The sequence below is a fragment of the Sphingomonas sp. Root720 genome, from assembly GCF_001428605.1.
Taxonomy (GTDB): Bacteria; Pseudomonadota; Alphaproteobacteria; order Sphingomonadales; family Sphingomonadaceae; genus Rhizorhabdus.
This window is the reverse complement of sequence record NZ_LMID01000001.1, coordinates 396,598-414,414: the sequence shown is the minus strand read 5'-3', so window position 1 is coordinate 414,414 and position 17,817 is coordinate 396,598. Positions and strand designations below refer to the sequence as shown.

General features: G+C 66.4%; 15 protein-coding genes. 9 read left to right on the top strand and 6 right to left on the bottom strand.

All coding sequences use genetic code 11. The features are described from left to right. The first annotated feature begins 32 nt into the window (after window positions 1-32). Together ASE22_RS01900 and ASE22_RS01895 are read left to right on the top strand one after the other, a co-directional pair. Window positions 33-1,079, top strand: coding sequence for an AraC family transcriptional regulator (locus ASE22_RS01900; protein WP_056354180.1), 1,047 nt, complete (start codon window positions 33-35; stop codon window positions 1,077-1,079). Window positions 1,080-1,187: 108 nt separating this feature from the next. After that, on the top strand, window positions 1,188-3,230 hold the full coding sequence (locus ASE22_RS01895) for a PQQ-dependent dehydrogenase, methanol/ethanol family (protein ID WP_082545777.1): 2,043 nt from the start codon (window positions 1,188-1,190) through the stop codon (window positions 3,228-3,230). A 44-nt stretch (window positions 3,231-3,274) separates the two neighbouring features. Here the strand turns inward: ASE22_RS01895 and npdG are convergent, their stop codons facing one another. The 3 genes from npdG to ASE22_RS01880 all read right to left on the bottom strand — a co-directional run bounded on the left by npdG (window position 3,275) and on the right by ASE22_RS01880 (window position 7,390). Further along, window positions 3,275-3,952, bottom strand: a complete 678-nt coding sequence (gene npdG, locus ASE22_RS01890; RefSeq protein ID WP_056354172.1) for an NADPH-dependent F420 reductase — start codon at window positions 3,950-3,952, stop codon at window positions 3,275-3,277. Then, on the bottom strand, window positions 3,949-6,288 hold the full coding sequence (gene cofH, locus ASE22_RS01885) for a 5-amino-6-(D-ribitylamino)uracil--L-tyrosine 4-hydroxyphenyl transferase CofH (RefSeq protein ID WP_056356215.1): 2,340 nt from the start codon (window positions 6,286-6,288) through the stop codon (window positions 3,949-3,951). Before cofH ends, npdG begins: the two co-directional genes overlap by 4 nt. 172 nt (window positions 6,289-6,460) lie before the next feature. After that, window positions 6,461-7,390: a helix-turn-helix domain-containing protein gene (locus tag ASE22_RS01880; RefSeq protein ID WP_235537506.1), complete on the bottom strand. Its 930-nt coding sequence runs from the start codon at window positions 7,388-7,390 to the stop codon at window positions 6,461-6,463. 121 nt (window positions 7,391-7,511) lie between these two features. Between ASE22_RS01880 and ASE22_RS01875 the strand changes: the two genes are divergently transcribed. From ASE22_RS01875 to ASE22_RS01845, 7 genes are all read left to right on the top strand, one after another. Further along, window positions 7,512-7,907 carry a TIGR04076 family protein gene (locus tag ASE22_RS01875; RefSeq protein ID WP_056354166.1) on the top strand — a complete coding sequence of 132 codons (396 nt, stop codon included), beginning with the start codon at window positions 7,512-7,514 and terminating at the stop codon, window positions 7,905-7,907. Beyond that, window positions 7,904-9,046, top strand: coding sequence for an aldo/keto reductase (locus ASE22_RS01870; protein WP_056354163.1), 1,143 nt, complete (start codon window positions 7,904-7,906; stop codon window positions 9,044-9,046). Before ASE22_RS01875 ends, ASE22_RS01870 begins: the two co-directional genes overlap by 4 nt. Beyond that, window positions 9,043-11,148 (top strand): N,N-dimethylformamidase beta subunit family domain-containing protein, encoded by a 2,106-nt coding sequence (locus ASE22_RS01865; RefSeq protein WP_056354160.1) that lies wholly within the window; start codon window positions 9,043-9,045, stop codon window positions 11,146-11,148. The genes ASE22_RS01870 and ASE22_RS01865 overlap by 4 nt, the downstream gene beginning before the upstream one ends. Then, a complete protein-coding gene (locus tag ASE22_RS01860; RefSeq protein WP_056354157.1) occupies window positions 11,141-11,584 on the top strand; it encodes an SRPBCC family protein in 444 nt (147 codons plus the stop codon). Before ASE22_RS01865 ends, ASE22_RS01860 begins: the two co-directional genes overlap by 8 nt. A 77-nt stretch (window positions 11,585-11,661) precedes the next feature. Then, window positions 11,662-13,992: a TonB-dependent receptor gene (locus tag ASE22_RS01855; RefSeq protein WP_235536153.1), complete on the top strand. Its 2,331-nt coding sequence runs from the start codon at window positions 11,662-11,664 to the stop codon at window positions 13,990-13,992. A gap of 95 nt (window positions 13,993-14,087) precedes the next feature. After that, window positions 14,088-15,182, top strand: coding sequence for an MFS transporter (locus ASE22_RS01850; RefSeq protein ID WP_056354153.1), 1,095 nt, complete (start codon window positions 14,088-14,090; stop codon window positions 15,180-15,182). A gap of 102 nt (window positions 15,183-15,284) precedes the next feature. Then, entirely contained in the window at window positions 15,285-16,328 is a 1,044-nt protein-coding gene (locus ASE22_RS01845; protein ID WP_056354149.1) for an LLM class flavin-dependent oxidoreductase, read from the top strand. 37 nt (window positions 16,329-16,365) lie between these two features. Here the strand turns inward: ASE22_RS01845 and ASE22_RS01840 are convergent, their stop codons facing one another. The 3 genes from ASE22_RS01840 to ASE22_RS26595 form a co-directional block, all read right to left on the bottom strand. After that, window positions 16,366-16,938 (bottom strand): alpha-ketoglutarate-dependent dioxygenase AlkB, encoded by a 573-nt coding sequence (locus tag ASE22_RS01840; RefSeq protein WP_235536158.1) that lies wholly within the window; start codon window positions 16,936-16,938, stop codon window positions 16,366-16,368. Between the two features lie 60 nt (window positions 16,939-16,998). Next, on the bottom strand, window positions 16,999-17,154 hold the full coding sequence (locus ASE22_RS26600) for a hypothetical protein (RefSeq protein WP_156397464.1): 156 nt from the start codon (window positions 17,152-17,154) through the stop codon (window positions 16,999-17,001). A 390-nt stretch (window positions 17,155-17,544) separates the two neighbouring features. Continuing rightward, on the bottom strand, window positions 17,545-17,718 hold the full coding sequence (locus tag ASE22_RS26595; RefSeq protein WP_156397463.1) for a hypothetical protein: 174 nt from the start codon (window positions 17,716-17,718) through the stop codon (window positions 17,545-17,547). Window positions 17,719-17,817: the final 99 nt, after the last annotated feature.

Here is a 17,817-nt window from a genome sequence, read left to right as displayed (position 1 = left end):
CCATGCTTGGATTTGGACCTGCCTTGCAAGAAATGGCCAGCGACCATCGCTTCCTGGCGAACAGCGTCGCGCCGGCTTCCGAGACCGTCCACCGCCACAGCTTCGCCAGCCCTCGGCCCGCCGACGCGCTGGACAGCGTCAGCCGCGTCTTCTTCCCGCACGAGGTCGTCGTGCGCAGCAGCGACAAGCATCTCGACTTCAACCATTGCTCGGCATCGCTCGGTGACATCAGCCTGAACCAGATCGCATACGGCGCCGACGTCGACGTGCTGATCACCGAGCTGCAGCGCACCCATTTCGTCTTCGTGGTCGCGCTGATCGGACAGGCGGTGGTCGAATTCAATCAGCAGCACTGGTCCTTCCAGAGCGGCGACTGCGTGCTGCTGGCGCCCAATGTCCGCTACAGCTTCCAGATGGGCCAGGATCACACCCATCTCGCGATCGGCATTCCCTGCAACCGTCTGATCGGCAGCGGACGTCCCTACGAAGCCGTTCACAATGTCGTCGAGCGCGCCGCCGACGCTCCAAATGGCGGCGCCGCCAACCTGATGGGCTTCATCGAATATCTCTGCGCGGAGTTGCATCGCGGGTCGCCGATCTTCGGCCTGCAGGATGTGGTCGCCGCGAACGAGAACAGCTTCCTCACGATGATGCGCGCGGCACTGTTCGATCGAGAGGTGCCGGTGCGGCAGGCGTCGGTGCTGCCGGTCTTCGTCCGTCGCGCCGAGCAGTTCATCGCCCAGCATCTCAAGGACGATATCCAGCTCAGCGATATCGTCGAGGCGTCGGGCGTGCCGGCGCGGACGCTATACCATGGCTTCGAGCGCTTCATGGGACACAGTCCGATGCGCTGGCTGCGCCTGCGGCGGCTGGAAAGCGCGCGCGCGGACATCATCGCCAGCGGTGGCGATATCTCGGTCACGGCGCTCGCCAACCAATATTGGATCGGCCATGGCGGCCGCTTCGCCAACATGTATCGGGAAATCTATGGCGAACCGCCCTCGGCGACGCTCGGCCGCTCGCGGCAGGCGGCGCTGGGCGGATCGGCCGGCACCAGATCTTCGCGGCGCATACAATGACGGCGCCCATGACCTAATCGGCATCCGCCCGGTCCAACGAGGAAGGTCTCTCGCCGACCCGGGCCATCAGGAGCAAGAAGCGTGAAATTCCAGGCTGTTTCAGCGGCCATGCTAGTGGCTGCGCTGGCGTCGTGCGCGCCGCATCGGTCGGTCGATGTCGATTGGCCGCTCCACGGTCTCGACGCCGGCGAGAACCGGTTCAGCACCCTCGGCGCGATCAACCCCTTCAATGTCGGCCAGCTTGGCGTCGCCTGGTATGCCGATTTCGATGCGCGCTCGCTGCGCGGCGTCGAGGGCACGCCGCTGGTCGTGGATGGAGTGATGTACGCCTCTGGACCGTGGAGCAAGGTGATCGCGCTCGACGCGCGGACCGGGCGCAAGCTCTGGGACTATGATCCGCAGGTCGCGGGCGGGATCGCCCGGCGCGGCTGCTGCGACGTGGTGAATCGCGGCGTCGCCTATGCCGACGGCAAGGTCTTCGTCGGCGTCCTCGACGGGCGGCTGGTCGCACTCGACGCGAAGACCGGCAAGCCGGTCTGGACCGTCCAGACCACCGACCGGGAGCAGTCCTACACGATCACCGGTGCCCCCCGCATCGTCAAGGACAAGGTGGTGATCGGCAATGGCGGCGCCGAATATGGCGTGCGCGGCTATGTGACCGCCTATGACGTCGCGACGGGGAGGCAGGCCTGGCGTTTCTACACCATCCCCGGTGATCCGAAGAGGGGCTTCGAGAACGGCGCGATGGCGATGGCCGCCAAGAGCTGGCACGGCGAATGGTGGAAATATGGCGGCGGCGGCACCGCGTGGGACTCGATGTCCTACGATCCCGAGCTCGATCTGCTCTACATCGGGGTGGGCAATGGCGGGCCGTGGGACCGCACGGTGCGCAGCCCGGGCGGCGGCGACAACCTGTTCCTGTCGTCGATCGTCGCGGTTCGCCCGTCGACCGGCGAATATGTCTGGCACTTCCAGGAAGTCCCCGGCGACGAATGGGACTATACCGCCACCCAGCACATGATCCTCGCCGATCTCGAGATCGACGGGAAGCCGCGCAAGGTGCTGATGCAGGCGCCGAAGAACGGGTTCTTCTATATCCTCGACCGGACCGACGGTACCTTCATCTCGGGTACGCCCTATGTGCCCGTCACCTGGGCGAAGGGGCTCGACCCCAAGACCGGCCGACCCGACATCGTGCCCGAGGCGCGCTACAGCAGCACCGGCAAGCCCTTCCTCGGCATGCCGTCGCCGGCGGGCGGGCATAGCTGGCAGCCGATGAGCTTCAATCCGAAGACCGGCCTCGTCTACCTGCCGACCGCCGAGATCCCCTATGGCTATGTCGCGGGCAAGGCCGAGGATTTCCGCTTCGACCAGCGCGGCTGGAACACCGGCCAGGATCCCGGCAAGACGGCGATGCCCGAGGATCCGGCGATCCGGGCGCAGATCCGCGGCATGATGCGCGGCGCGCTCGTCGCCTGGGATCCGAAGGCGGGCAAGCGCGCCTGGTCGGTGCCGATGCCGTTGCCATGGAACGGCGGGGTGCTGTCGACCACCTCCGGCCTCGTCTTCCAGGGTACCGGCACCGGCGACTTCGCCGCCTATGACGCGAGCAGCGGCAAGCGGCTATGGTCGATGTCGATGGGATCCGGCATCGTCGCGCCGCCGATCACCTATGCGATCGCGGGGGTGCAATATGTCTCGGTCGCGGTCGGCTGGGGCGGTATCCTGCCGCTCAACATGGGCGAGGCGCTCAAGGCGTCGGTCAAGCCGCGGGTCAACCGGGTGGTGACCTTCCGGCTCGGCGGCACCGCGACGCTGCCGCTTCCGCCCGAGGCGCCAGAAGCGCCGCTCGCCCCGCCGCCGTCGACCGCCAGCGCGGCCGTGATCGCGCAGGGACGCGAACTCTACCATGTGCGTTGCTGGATGTGTCATGGCGACAGCGTCGTGAATCACGGCGGCGTCCCCGATCTTCGCCGGTCGATGGCGATCGCAGATCCCGACACTTTCCGCGCCTTCGTGCTGGAAGGCGCCGCCGAACCCCTCGGCATGCCCAACTTCTCGAAGGATCTGAAGCCCGGCGAGGTCGAGGCGATCCGCGCCTATGCCATCAAGCGCGCCAACGACCTGAAGGCCGATCCGTCCATGCCGTGACGGCGGGGCGGAAGCCCCGAGCTTCCGCCCCCGACGGTCGGGCTCTAGGCGGCCAGCACCGCCTGCGTCGCCGGGTCGATCAACGTGCCGGTGATGCGAATGCCGGCGCCGTCGACCTGATAGGTCTTGTTGAGGAAGATGAGGATCGAGGTCAGCGCCTCGGCGGCCGCCGAATTGACAAGGGCACCGCCATGGATGCCGCGCAAGCCGATCGCATTGGCGAGCGCCACCACCTGCTCGCGCGCGGCCTTGTCGTCGCCGAAGATCAGCACGTCGCAGCCGATATCCTCGTCGGTTGCCAGCTTGTGCGCCGCGACGTTGTGGAAGCCCGAGACGACCGTCGCGCCTTCGCCCAGCAACCGGGCGGCGCGGACGGCGGCGCTGCCTTCTTCGGGCAAGGAAACCCGCATGACCTTGGGCGGGACGAGGGGCACCGTTGTGTCGACGACGACCTTGCCCGCCACATGCGGCGCGATCTCCCGGAGCGCGCCTTCCTGGGCAGCGAACGGGACCGTGACGATAACGAGCTCGGCACCCGCCGCCGCCTCGGCATAGCTGGCGGCCTTCACGCCATGGCCAAGCTCGGCGGCGGTCGCGCGCGCGCGGTCGGGATCGCGCGAGCCGAGCGTCACCGTGGCCCCGGCGCGCGACAGGCGGCGGGCGAGCGCCGCGCCCAGCTTTCCGGTGCCGCCGATCACGGCGATGGTCTGCGAAAGGGTCATGCGAAAGGCTCCAGGGATGGGATCGGCTCGTGGCCGATCGGTTGATATAGCGTGGTGCGCTGGCGGGCCGGACGACCGGCGCCGGCGGCCAGCGCGATCATCTCGGTGCGGTCGAAACATTGGCCGTTCCGTCCGCCCGCCGAGCGGGTGATCGATTCGTCCATCAATACGCCGCCCAGGTCGTTGGCGCCGGCGTCGAGGACGGCGCGGGCGCCGTCGGTGCCCATCTTCACCCAGCTCACCTGGATGTTGGCGATGACGGGATGGAGCACGATCCGGGCAACGGCGTGCATCAGCACCGCCTCGCGGTAGCTCGGGCCCGAACGTGCCTTGCCCTTGCGCCAGATCGGCGCCTCCATATGGACGAACGGCAGGGGGACGAACTCGGTGAAGCCGCCGGTTTCGGTCTGGAGCGCGCGAACCCTCAGCAGGTGGCGGGCCCAATGCTCATAGCCGTCGACATGGCCGAACATGATCGTCGCGGTACTGCGCAGGCCGACCCCGTGCGCAGTGCGCATCACCTCGATCCACTCGTCGGCGCCGAGCTTGTCGGGACAGAGGATCGCGCGGATCTCCGGGTCCAGGATTTCGGCCGCGGTGCCGGGCAGGGTCGAGAGCCCCGCCGCCTTCAGCCGTGCCAGATAATCCTCGAGCGGCAGGCCCAGCGTCTGCGCGCCGTGGGTCACCTCGAGCGGGGAGAAGGCATGGATATGAACCGACGGCGCGGCGGTGCGGACCGCCCTGACGATATCGAGATAGGTGTGGCCGTCGAATGCGGGGTGAATGCCGCCCTGCAGGCAGACCTCGGTCGCTCCCCGTTCGACCGCCTCGGCGGCGCGGCGGCCGACCTCGTCGAGGTCGAGCCGATAGGCGGGGCCGCGCTCTGCCTTGGTGCTGCCCTTGGAAAAGGCGCAGAAGCCGCATTTGTATAGACATATGTTGGTGTAGTTGATGTTGCGGTTGACGACATAGGTCACCGCGTCGCCCACCGTCGTGCGCCGCAGCTCGTCCGCCGTCGCGGCGATCGCCGAAAGGTCGCCATCCTCTGCCCGGAACAGCGCGACGATGTCGCGTTCGTCGAGCGTCGCGCCCGATGCGGCCTTTGCCAGGATCGCGGCGGTGCCCGGGCGTGCGCGTGGCGCGGCGTCGAGGCCGATCCCCGGAACCGCGCCGCCTTCTCCCGCGGACCAGCCGTCGCTCTTCGGCAGGCCGCGCCCGTCGACCATCCGCCTGATCCGCGGCGCGAGCGCGGGGTCGGCCCAGCGGTCGACCGAGCGGGCATGGGCCGGGCCGATGGCGAGCCGCTCGATCAGGGTGCGGCCCGCCTCGGCGGTCGCCTGCGCCAGCACCGCGAGATGCGGCCAGGGGGCCTCGGGGTTCACATGGTCGGGGGTCACGGGCGAAACGCCGCCCCAGTCGTTCACCCCCGCGCGCAGCAATGCCGTCAGCTCGGCGCGGTCGTGGAGATTGGGCGGCGCCTGGATCGTCATGTCCGGTCCCAGCAGGAGGCGCGCCGCGGCGATCGTCCAGAGATGCTCTTCGAGCGAAGGCTCCACATGGTCCGCCATCCGCGTGCCGGGCTTGGCGCGGAAGTTCTGGATGATCACTTCCTGGACATGGCCGTAGCGGGCATGGAGGTCGCGGATCGCCAGCAGCGCCTCGATCCGCTCGCGCCGCGTCTCGCCGATGCCGATCAGCAGGCCGGTGGTGAAGGGTATGCCTGCGCGACCGGCCGCTTCGATCGCCGCGAGCCGCGCGGCGGGCAGCTTGTCCGGCGAACCGAAATGCGGGCCGCCCGGTTCGCACAGCCGATCGGACGCGCTTTCCAGCATGATTCCCATCGAAGCCGATACGGGGCGCAGCGCGGCATAGTCGTCCGTATCCATCAGGCCGGGGTTGAGGTGCGGCAGCAGGCCGGTCTCGTCGAGCACGGCCTGTGCCATGTCGCGCAGATAGGCGAGGGTGCTGGCATGGCCTGTCGCCGCCAGCGCGTCGCGTGCCGCGGCATAGCGGTCCTCGGGCCGGTCGCCGAGGGTGAACAGCGCCTCGCGGCAGCCCGCCGCCTCGCCGGCGCGGGCGATCGCCAGCACCTGCTCGCGGCTCAGATAGGCGGCGCCCGCCTGGCGCGGCGTGGTGGCGAAGGTGCAATAATGGCAGACGTCGCGGCACAGCCGGGTCAGCGGGATGAACACCTTGCGGGAATAGGTGGCGAGCGCGCCGTGCGCGGCGAGGGTCATTGCCTCGCTCTCCGCGATCATCCGCTCGATGCTCATGGCACCGAGCCGCGCCACGACATCGTCGGCGGTCAGCCGATCGAAATCATATCCGCTGGCCATCCGATCCATCCCCTCGCGCCGTCGATGCTGATGCGGCTCACTTAGCCCCTGGCGATACAGCCGGAGCAAGCCGTTTCTAGCCATGGACGCCTGGTTCTGGCCAGTGATGGCCGCCTGGGCTGCGCTTTTCGGTAAAGGTTTCCGGGCTGATTAAGCAAATGGCGCCGAACGCCTATAGCCGCTTGCGAAACTCGCGCGGACACATGCGGTAAAGGCGGCGGAAGCGCGCGGCGAAATAGGACGGGTCCTCGAAGCCGCAAGCGACCGCGATCTCGCCGATCGACTGTTTCGTGTGCATCAGCAGGTTGCAGGCGCGGACCAGGCGCCGTTCGATCAGATAGGCGTGCGGGGTCAGCCCTACGCTGTCCTTGAACAGGCGGATGAAGTGGAAACGGCTGACTCCTGCCACGCGGGCCAGCTGGTCGAGCGAGAGATCCTCGGCGATATGCGCTTCGACATGGTCCTTCACTCGCTGGAGCACGGGGCTCGACAGCACCGATCGCGCCGCGGGCTTCACCACGATCGCGCCATTGTCGGAACAGAGCAGACTGGAAATCAGGTGGTTGGTGATCGTCTCCATCAAAAAGGCGGAGATCGGGCGGGGCGACTGGATCGTTGCCAGTATCGACTGCATCAGCAGCAATATGCTCGGGTCGTCGAACACCAGCCTGGCCTGCAGGTTCACGCGCGCGGGATCGCCCTTGAAATGCTCTGCCCAGGCGGCCTGCATCAGTTCATAGGGCAGATAGACGTCGAAGATGTCGAGCGGTTCGCCGGTCCAGCGCCAGTCGCAACCGAGAAAGGCCGGGGTCAGCGTCAGCGATGCGCGACGCAGTTCGGCGCGCTCCCATTTTCCCTCTACCGAACGGTCGACGATGCCGTCCGGATTGATCGACAGGCTGATCACCGGATCGGTCGACTGATCCTTGATCGTCGCTGTTTCCCGGTCGAGCCGGTGGATGAAATAGCTGACCGAGCGGCGCGACTCGCTGTAGCAGCGAGTCAGGCATTCGACCCCTGCGGGCAGATCCCCATACCAGTCGAACCCTGCCTTTGCCGACATGTCGCGATCACCCCAGACGGGCGCTTGTTGCCACGTCATTCAAGCTGCGTGAAAGTTCAATTAAAAGCAATTTATTCCGGTTTTGCGCAATTCCTATCGCGCCGACTGGAAGCGATACGCGCATCCTCCTCTCCAGGCGATCAAAGTTGCCGGAGATATTATGAGCATCGTAGAAGCAGACGACGGCTACCCGCTCCACGACCTTCGCGTAGAGGTCGTCGCGTCCGACGATGGGAAGCCGTTCGTCTGCAAGCATCGGGTCGGAGATTATTTCACCGTTACTGACGATGACCTAATCACGATGGGCGAGGGGGTTCGTTTCCCGATGTATTCGCTGGCCGCGATCCTGCCGCTGTTGCCGCCGAAGCAGCGCGACCTTCATCCCAACGACTGGATGAACACCGATGCGGTGATCGCCTGTCCCGATCCCCATTGCGGCGGGCGTTTCCGGATCATCCGCGAAACCCGCCGGATGCACCGGCATTCCGAGAATTCGGCCCTGCCGCTGACCGGAGCGCCGCTCGAAAAGACCCAACAGGCAGAGGACGATGCATGACGATTCCCCGCGTAGATCTGCGCCCCGACTTCTCGGTTCCCCGCGTCATCAAGGGGAACTGGCAGATCGCCGACGACCATAGCAGCAGCGTGCGCGACGATGACGACATGTACCGGCACATGGTGTCCTTCGTCGACGCCGGAATCACGGCGTTCGACTGCGGCGACGTCTATTATGGGGTGGAGGAGCGGATCGGCCGCTTCATCGAGCGCTTCCGCCGCGAGCGGGGCGTCGAAGCGGCGTCGAAGGTCGCCGTTCACACCAAATATATCCCGGCTTTCCTGCAGGAGGACGAGCTTCGCACCCACAGCCGCCAGACCGTCGTCGACACGATCGACCGCTCGCTGTCCCGGCTGAAGGTCGACCGGCTCGACCTCGTCCAGCTCCACTGGTGGAACTATGCCATCGACGGCAATGTCGAGGCCGCGCTGATCCTCAAGGAGCTCCAGCAAGCCGGCAAGATCCATCATATCGGCGGCACCAACTACAACGTCGCCGAGCTGGCGAAGATGGTCGATGCGGGTGTCGATATCGTCGCCAACCAGGTGCAATATTCACTGACCGATCGCCGCGCCAAGAACGGCATGGAGCAATATTGTGCGGAAAACCGCATCCACCTGCTCGGCTACGGATCGATCGGCGGTGGGCTGCTCTCGGCCAAGTGGCTCGGTATTCCCGATCCGGGCCGTCCGACCTTCGAAAATGTCTCGCTCGACAAATATTACCGCATCATCGTCGATTTCGGCGGCTGGGCACTGTTCCAGGAACTGCTTCGGGCGCTCGACGCGATCGGGCGCAAGCACGGGGTCGCGATGGCTGCAGTCGCCAGCCGCTACGTCCTCGACCAGCCGACCGTCGCGGCGGTGATCCAGGGCGCCCGTCACGATCGGCATCTTGCCGAGAACCTCAAGCTGTTCGAATTCGCGCTCGATGCCGATGACTGCGCGGCGATCGACGCGGTGCTCGCGCGGTCGATTGGCCCAGCGGGCGATTGCTACGATCTCGATCGCGACGAGGATCGCGATGCGATCGAGAATGTCGCGACCGAATATTTCGACGTCGAGGACGGCAAGCTCGTCATCCGCCACCGCGACCCGGTCGTTCTGGCCGAACCCTATGGGCATCATATCAAGGCATGAGCCAGGCGCCCCTGATCGGCTATGGCGACCGCTTCGAGGTCGCACCGGGCGAAAGCCTCGGCTTCCACGTGAGCGCGCCGTCGGGCGGCTTCGAGGCGAGGCTGATCCGGCTGGCGCGGCGCGCCGAGGACCAGGTAGCGATCGCATCGGCGATCGACGGCCGCCATGCCGGCCGGGAAGAACCGATCGTGACGGGTAGCTTCATGGCGGTGCCCGATGGCGTACCGCTGCCCGCCCGTCCCGGGATTTCGCTGTGGATACGTCCGACGCTGCCGAACGACGGGCGCGACCAGGCGCTGCTCGGCTGGCACGAGACGCACGGGCTGCTCATCGATGGCGACGGTCGCCTGCGCCTGCGCTGGGGTCCCGCCTTGATCATTGCGGACACGCCGATGGCCGCGCTGCGCTGGAGCGAAGTGCGGGTGGACACCAAGGACGGCCGGATCAGCCTGTCGGTCCATGTGGTAGACGGGGATCGTCCTGACTGGTCGGGCGAGGCCGATCTGCCGTCATTCGATCTCAATATCGATCCACAAGCTTTTCATATTGCAGCGATTGTCGAAGGTGGTCATGTCGCCGCCTGCTTCGACGGCAAGATCGCGCGTCCCCGCATCGCGGATGGCGAGCAGCTGCTCGCCGCCTGGGCGTTCGCGCGGGAGATCGGGAGCCCCGTCGTCGTCGACGAAGGTCCCGCCGCCCGCCATGGACGGCTGCTTCAGACGCCCCAACGCGGGGTCACCGGTCCGGGCTGGGACGGCGAGAGCCAGGGCTGGAGCGAGAATCCCGATGGCTATGACGCAATCGCCTTCCACAGCGACGACCTGAGCGATGCGGGCTGGCCGGAAAGCTTCGCGGTCACTCCGCCGGCGGACCTGCCGAGCGATGCCTATGGGATCGAGCTGCGGAGCGGGGACCAGCGCGATGTGGTGCCGTTCTTCGTCATGCCGTCGCCGGACGCCGCGCCCGCGCCGCTGGCGCTGCTCGTCCCGACGTTCAGCTATCTGGCCTATGCCAATGAGCGCCATTGGTGGAGCAATCCCGGGGTCGAGGCGATCGCGGGAAAGCCGCTCGATGCCATCGTCGCGCCGATAGAGAAATGGGCCGAATGTCAACGGCTTGTCAGTGCTTATGACTATCACCGCGACGGTTCGGGCTGCGCGCATGCATCGCTCCGTCGACCGCTGGTCAACATGCGCGCGGACTATGTCCATCCGCTGTTGCGCGGCCCGCACCAACTGGGTGCCGACATTGCCACGATCGAATGGCTGCGCGCGACCGGCCAGCCCTTCGACATCGTCACCGATCATGTCCTCCACCAACGGGGCCTCGAGGCGCTGAATCCCTATCGCGCAGTGATGACGGGTAGCCATCCGGAATATGTGAGCACGGAAATCTTCGACGCCGTGGAGCAATATATTGGGGATGGCGGCCGGCTGATCCATCTCGGCGGCAACGCCTTCTATTTCGTGACCTCGATCTTCGCCGAAGAGCCCCATGTGATGGAGGTCCGTCGCGGCTATGCAGGGACGATTCCGTGGCAGTCCGAACCCGGCGAAATCCGCCAGGCGGCGACCGGCGAGCCGGGAGGCATTTGGCGCTGGCGTGGCCGATCGGCGCACGGCGTGCTGGGAACGGGCACTGCGGCCGTCACCTTCGGCGAGGGCCGGCCCTATGTCCGCGAACCCGCCAGCCATGATCCCGCGCTGGCCTGGATATTCGAGGGTACCGATGGAGCGCAGGTCGACGCCCGCGCCGAACTGCTCGGCGGCCCCTCCGGCTTCGAGGTCGATGCGATGCGCAGCGATCTCGGCACGCCGGCCGACACCGTGCGCCTCGCCACCGCCACCGGCTTCGATCCGGCGCTGACCATCATCGCCAGCGAGGACGTGTTGTCGACCGGTACCAGGGGCGCGATGGAATCGCACATCGCCTATCGGCGGCTGGCCGGGGGCGGGCGGGTGTTCTCCGCGCCATCGATCGCCTGGACCAGCTGCCTGGCCGATCGGGGCGGCGACAACGACGTCGCCCGGATCACCGCCAACGTCATCCGCGCCTTCACCCGACCCGAGGGGCCGGCCGACCGGGAGTCTCCCAATGACTGACGCCATCACCGCGACCGTCGAGCACAGCTTTCCGGGCAAGACGCCCGATCAGATCTTCCGCGCCTGGATCGACCCGGACCTGCTGCCGCAATGGCTCGCGCCCGATCCCTACGACCTCGTCCATGCCGAGATCGAAGCCGTGCGGAGCGGTCATTACCGGCACGACATCGTCGGCCCGGACGGCAAGCATGTCGTGATCGGGGAATTCCTGCGCTTCGAGCCGGGACGGCGGCTCCGCAAGAGCTGGAACTATCGCGGTCCCAATCCGGCGCCGCGCCCGGAACCGACCTTCGTCGACGTCATCATCGAACAGGGAGAAGGCAATAGCAGCCGCCTCATCCTCACGCATCATGGGCTCCGCGATCAGGTGGAGTGGAACCATTACGACAGTGGGTGGCGGGTCTGCTTCGAACGGCTGGAGACATTGGACCTGTAATCATCAGTCATTGAAGAAGGGGAATTGAAATGGACGCGAGATATATAAAGCGCGCTCTTTTTATTACGGCTTCGACCTTGCTGTTCCTGCCCGCCGCACCCGTGCTGGCGCAGGCCGCCGACGCTGATACCAGCTATAATCCGGCCTCGCTGGGCGACATCGTGGTGACCGCTCGCAAGCGCGAGGAGTCGGTCCAGACCACGCCGCTCTCGATCTCCGCCTTCGGTGCCCAGGCGTTGCAGGACCGCAACGTCCAGTCGTCGGCGGACATCGCCAATTTCGTCCCCAACGTCCAGTTCGACAGCGCCGCGAGCGAATCCGGCGGTGGCGCGTCGAGCCAGATCTCGATCCGCGGCATCGGCCAGACCGACTATGTCATCACGGTCGAGCCAGCGGTCGGCCTCTATCTCGACGGCGTCTATGTCGGGAAGTCGGTCGGCTCGCTGCTCGACACGGTCGACATCGAGCGGATCGAGGTGCTGCGCGGGCCGCAGGGCACGCTGTTCGGCAAGAATACGATCGGCGGCGCGATCCAGTTCATCTCCAAGCGCCCGAGTGACGAATTCGAGGGGGAAGCGGAGGCGACGGTCGGCCGCTTCAACCGGATCGACGTCAAGGGCATCCTGTCCGGCCCGCTCTCCGACAAGGTCCGCGCGCGTCTGTCGGGAGCCTATCAGAGCCGCGACGGCTTCATGGATAGGGTGACCCCCGCCGGGGTCAAGACCGGCGAGCAGGGCAATATCGACCGGCTGAGCGGCCGGCTGGTCATCGAGGCCGACCTGGCCGACAATCTGCTGGCGACGCTGTCGTTCGACGGCACCCGCATCCGCGAGCAGTCGCCGGCGCAGGTCCTGCTCAAGGTGGTCGAGACCGACGGCTTCGCCGGCATCTACAACGGCGCGGTGCCCGGCGGCGTCTGCCTGCCGACGGCGGGCGCGGCGCGGTTCAGCAACCCCTATTGCTACAACAGCCAATATGTCCGGCCGATCGACAGCCGCACCACCACCAATTCGGGACCGAACCAATCGGATACCGACATCAAGGGCGCGGCGCTGAACGTCGAATGGAAGGGCGACGGCGTCACCCTGCGGTCGATCACCGCCTATCGCGACGTCGGCGTCGATATCGCTCAGGATCTGTACGGCTCCCCCTATTATTTCGGCGGGGTCGAGCAGCACATCTCGCAGAAGCAGTTCAGCCAGGAGTTCCAACTGCTCGGCGACCTGATGGACTCGCGGCTGCAATATGTCGCGGGGCTCTTCTACATGCACGAGAGCGGGACCCAGGTCTTCCCGGTCAACCTGCCGCTCGTGCAGTTCATCTCGGGGGGCAAGATCCGGAACGACAGCTATGCCGCCTTCGGCCAGGTCACCTATGACCTGACCGACCAGCTCTCGGTCACCGGCGGCCTGCGCTATACGCACGAGCGCAAGCAGTTCAATCCGGGGCTGCAGGTGCTGACCGGCTACGACTATCTCGCGACGACGCCGACGCCCGGCGTGACCAACCCGATCGTCGACGCCTTCGGGCCGGTTGGCACGCCTCTGTTCCCGGCCGGCTGGTACAAGCGGACCAGCAAGTCCGCGACGCCGATGGTATCGCTCAGCTACAAGTTCGATCGCGATCTCATGGCCTATGCGACCTTCTCGCAGGGGTTCAAGGCCGGCGGCTTCACCATGCGCTACTTCCCCGCCGTGATGCCCGCGCCCGGCACCGATCCCGACGACATCGTCTCCTATGCGGGCCCGGAAAAGGCGACCTCCTACGAGGTGGGCGTGAAGAGCGAACTGTTCGACCGGCGTCTGCGCCTCAACGTCGCCGGCTTCTACACCGACTACAAGAACATCCAGGTCACCTATGTGGTCGATCCCGACGGCCCGGGGCCGATCGGCCAGTTCGTGCCGGTGCTCGCCAATGCCGGCACCGCGCATATCAAGGGCATCGAGGTCGAGGGGTCGGCGGTGCTGACCGACTGGTTCCGCTTCGACGGAAGCTTCGGCTATATCGACGCCAAATATGTGGATTTCAGTGCCGATGCGCTGGCCAATTTCCCGGGGGCGCTGTCGCTCAAGATCCCGAACACGTCGAAGTTCACCTATAATGTGGGCGGCGTCGCGACCTTCTTCAACGACGACAAGGGCACATTGTTCGCGCGGGCCGACTACAGCCGGCGCAGCGGGCAGTACAAGGAGTTCTCGAACGATCCCGCGCTGTTCCAGCCGGCCTATGGCGTGCTGGGTGCGTCGCTGACGTACCGGTCGCCCAGCAAGCGTTGGGACGTGGCGGTCGGCGGCACCAACCTGACGAACAAGGCCTATATCGTCAGCGGCGTGACCAGCTCCGAATATTCCCAGGCGGTCCGGTCGCGCCCGCGCGAATGGTTCTTGCGTCTGCATTACAAGTATTGATCATGTCGAAACGGGCTCTCCCGTCCCGGGGGAGCCCGTCCGGGTAGGGGGCTTGTTTGGAACGAACCGCCAATGTCCGACGCGTGCTTGCCGGGATGGCCCTGGTGGTCATCGGCATGCAGGTGTTCATCATCCAGCCCGGCCTGGTATCAGTGCTGATCGCGGGTGGGGCCGGGGAGAGCATCGTCGGCTATGCCGCCTCGGCCGAGATCTTCGGCATCGCGCTGTCGACCATCGCCGCCGCGTCGATCGGTACCCGTTTGAGCTGGAAATGGCTGGCGGGGCAGGCACTGGCGCTGATGGCGGGAGCGAATCTCGCTTCCGCCGTCCAGACGACGGGCGAAGCCTTCCTGCTGCTGCGGCTGCTCGCCGGGCTCGGTGCGGGGATCGTCATCTCGCTCGGCTATGCGATGGTCGGGATGGCACCCGATCCGGACCGCAGCTTCGGCCATCTCATCATCGCGGTCCTCGCTTATGGCGCGCTCGGCATTTTCGGCCTGCCGGCGGCGGCCGCGCTGCTGGGAACGGGCGGTGTCTTCGTCCTGCTCGCGCTGATGGCGGCGGCCGGGCTGGGGTTGCTCGGGCTGGTCGCGCAGCCCGCGCCCGTTGAGCGCCCGACCGAGCCGCAGGCCGGCAGCCGCGCGAGCCTCAACATGTTGCTCGCCGCCATATTCCTGTTCTTCCTGGGGCAGGGCGTCGTCTGGGCCTTCCTATCGCTGATCGGCGAACGCATGGGGATAGCGCCGCAGGCGGTCGCCAACGGCCTGACGATCGCGCAACTCGCCGGTATCCCGGGCGCCTTCGCGGCGTCGCTCGGCCGGCGGATCGGCCATCGCCTGCTGATCGCAGTCGGCACGATCGGCTGCGTCGCGCCGCTCGCCGTCATGACGATGCGGCTCGACGCGGTCGGTTATGGCGTCGGCATCAGCATCTTCAACGCCGCCGCCAACCTGATGACGCCGCTGCTCGTCGCGATCGTCGCGGGGATCGACCGGGGCGGTCGGCTGGTCCAACGCGCCGCTGCGCTGCAGATGCTCGGCCTCGCGGTCGGGCCCGCGCTATCGACACCCCTGATGGGCCATGGCTTCACCCCGATCCTCGGGCTGTCGATCCTGCTGTTCCTGTCATGCTGGCTGCTCTCGGCGCTTAATCCAAGTCGAACTGGCGGCGGCAAGGCCAGCAACGCCTGACGCCATTATTGGTCAAGCGGTTGCTTGATAAATAGGTTCATGGCATCTTGGTCATTCCGATCAGACGGCGAAAGCCCGCGTCAGGATCAAGGGGAGGCTGGGATGCGGTTCTCGATCTATGTGCCGACGTGGCGCGATCCTTCGGATCCGGTGCCGCTCAGGAAGACCTTCGAATTCGTCCGCCTCGCGGAGGAACTGGGCTTCGATACCGCGACCCAGGGCCATCACCATTTCATGATGGGCAATTTCAGCGATCCGCTGACCTTCCTCGCCGCGCTTACCGGGATCACCAGCAAGATCCGTTTTTCGACCACCATCTTCCAGTTGCCCTTCCACAATCCTCTCAGGGTCGCCGAACAAGTCGCTGTGATCGATCAGATTTCCGGCGGGCGGGCCGGGATCGGGGTCGGCACTGGCTGGCGCGAGCTCGAATATCAGGCCTATGGCGCGCGCTATGCCGATCGCGGCGCGCGGATGGAGGAAGCGCTCGAGATCATGCGGCTGCTTTGGACACGCGAGAATGTGTCCTACGAGGGTCGCTTCACCAGCTTTCCCGAACTGACCCTCCATCCGCGCCCTATCCAGCAGCCCAACCCGCCGGTCTGGGTCGCGGGAGGGGTCAAGGTGGCGATCGAGCGCGCGGCGCGGCTGGGCGACGCCTGGCTGTGCGGTCCCGTCGAATCCCACGACACGATCCTGTCGATGAAGGCGATCCACGACGCAAAATGCGCCGAGCTCGGCCGCACCAACGACTGGGTGCTGCGCCGCTACGCCTGGATCTCCGAGGATGGCGATGCGATCGAGAAGGACGTGCTGCCCGAATATATCGATGGCCTGCTCGAGCATTGGCGCGAGTCCAACCGCGATCATGACCGCGCCGAGCTGCTGCACCGGATCGACGTGCTGGGCGAGCCGGTGCCGGTGCGCGAGATCGCCGATGCGCGGCTGCTCTGGGGCGATCCCGATCGCGTCGTCCGCCAGATCCGCCACCTTCGGGCGGAAACCGGCATCGAGCACCTGGTGCTCGGCTTCGGAACCGGTCTGCCGATGCGCTCGCGCCTCAACCAGTCGTTCGGCAGCTTCGAGGAAATGAGCAGGATGGTACGCCTGTTCGCGCGCGAGGTGATGCCCGCCTTTCGCGACTGAGGCGGCGTCGATCCGTAACCGCGTAGCCCAGCCTGGCCTATGCCGCTATTTCCGCGAGACTTCGAAAGCTGATCGACCAGCGTGTTTGCTCGATCGGGGCGATGCTGTGTTCCCAGTCGTTCCGGGCCTCGCCGTCCAGATGGTAGATCGACCGCGGGCTCAGCGGCGCGGCGATGCGCGCGAAGCGGCCCGCTCGCCGGCGGCGGAACCGGAGTGCGGCCGGCGCGCCAAGGGATATGCCGATGACCTGCCCGAACACCGGGCGGTCGCGATGCCAGCCGATGCCCGCGCCCGGGTCGTAGCGGATGACGAGCGCCTGGACGAGGACCTCCGGATCGAGACCGCCGAAACCGGCGGCGCGCTCCCTCAGAGGCATGAGCCAGTCGGGAAGCGGGTCGGTCATGGCGAAGCGGCCCGTCTCGAAATCATGGCTCCAGCCATAGGATCGCGTGAGACGCTTGCCGGTCCATTGCTGGAAGCGGAACGGGCTGGGCCGGGCCTCGTCGATCCGGGCGATCAGCGCGCGCTCCTCCGCCGCGTCCAGCAGGTCCGGACGAAGGTCGAAGCCTGGCAGGAGCGGCAGCTCGAAGAGATCGCATGCGGCGGTCACGGGATGTGGCATCAATGGAACATAATAAGAACTATGGCAGGCGCAACCCCAGGCATATCGTCAGGAGCCGTCATCCCACTCGGCCAGCTTCCGCTCATATCGATCGCGAGCCGCTTCCTGCCGCTCCGTCAGTCGATCGATCTTGCGGTCATGCTCCTGCCGCATGGCACGGCGCCGAGCGGTGAGATCTTCGATCTGGCGATCGAGCGCGGCCAAGGCGCTTTCCTTCACGGTCTCGGCAGTCCCGACCGCCTTTTCCGCCCGGTCCAGTTCGGCACGGCTCGGTCGCGCGCTCCTCGGACGGGCGGGAGGGGTTGCGTCCGCGATCTTGGCCGATTTGGACCCCGCCTTCTTCCTGGGAAGGGCGGCGAGATGCTGTTCGGCCGTTCCGCGCGCGATCCTGATGAGCTTGCCAGGCTCCGCCAGCGCGGCCGACACGGGCTTCCCCGCGGTGACCTGCTCGGCGGCGCCCGTCGCGAAGAGGTCCGATCGCTGCCCCAGGCCTCCAGCGCGGCCTTCTGGCTCGGGGCGGCGATATAGGCATCGTGAAAACCGATCGCGGTACGGAACACCTTCAGTTTTCGCGCGGCCATGGTCTTCAGCCCCCTAGCGGGCCGCCATGGCCATCGCCCGGGCGCGCTCGCGTTCGGCCGCGCGTTCGTGCTCGAGAGCCAGGTTGAGATGCGCGCGCCGGGCCTCGGTACATTGGCTCCGGGCGGCGGCTTCGCGCTCCTGACGGGCGCGTTCTTCGAAATACTCGATTTTTTCTGCGATCGTCATTGAGAAACCCTTCGTGGCGTTGGGAATTCGAATGTTGGATTTGGGGGTCTCGGCCCCAACATACATCGATTAGGTCGGTCGACCAGCCGTTGCGAATGT

Bases quoted from the DNA above. Each gene is read 5' to 3' on its own strand.
- ASE22_RS01900 (WP_056354180.1), top strand. From the start codon at position 33: ATGGCCAGCGACCATCGCTTCCTGGCGAACAGCGTCGCGCCGGCTTCC.
- ASE22_RS01895 (WP_082545777.1), top strand. From the start codon at position 1,188: ATGCTAGTGGCTGCGCTGGCGTCGTGCGCGCCGCATCGGTCGGTCGAT.
- npdG (WP_056354172.1), bottom strand. From the start codon at position 3,952: ATGACCCTTTCGCAGACCATCGCCGTGATCGGCGGCACCGGAAAGCTG.
- cofH (WP_056356215.1), bottom strand. From the start codon at position 6,288: ATGGCCAGCGGATATGATTTCGATCGGCTGACCGCCGACGATGTCGTG.
- ASE22_RS01880 (WP_235537506.1), bottom strand. From the start codon at position 7,390: ATGACGTGGCAACAAGCGCCCGTCTGGGGTGATCGCGACATGTCGGCA.
- ASE22_RS01875 (WP_056354166.1), top strand. From the start codon at position 7,512: ATGAGCATCGTAGAAGCAGACGACGGCTACCCGCTCCACGACCTTCGC.
- ASE22_RS01870 (WP_056354163.1), top strand. From the start codon at position 7,904: ATGACGATTCCCCGCGTAGATCTGCGCCCCGACTTCTCGGTTCCCCGC.
- ASE22_RS01865 (WP_056354160.1), top strand. From the start codon at position 9,043: ATGAGCCAGGCGCCCCTGATCGGCTATGGCGACCGCTTCGAGGTCGCA.
- ASE22_RS01860 (WP_056354157.1), top strand. From the start codon at position 11,141: ATGACTGACGCCATCACCGCGACCGTCGAGCACAGCTTTCCGGGCAAG.
- ASE22_RS01850 (WP_056354153.1), top strand. From the start codon at position 14,088: ATGGCCCTGGTGGTCATCGGCATGCAGGTGTTCATCATCCAGCCCGGC.
- ASE22_RS01845 (WP_056354149.1), top strand. From the start codon at position 15,285: ATGCGGTTCTCGATCTATGTGCCGACGTGGCGCGATCCTTCGGATCCG.
- ASE22_RS26595 (WP_156397463.1), bottom strand. From the start codon at position 17,718: ATGACGATCGCAGAAAAAATCGAGTATTTCGAAGAACGCGCCCGTCAG.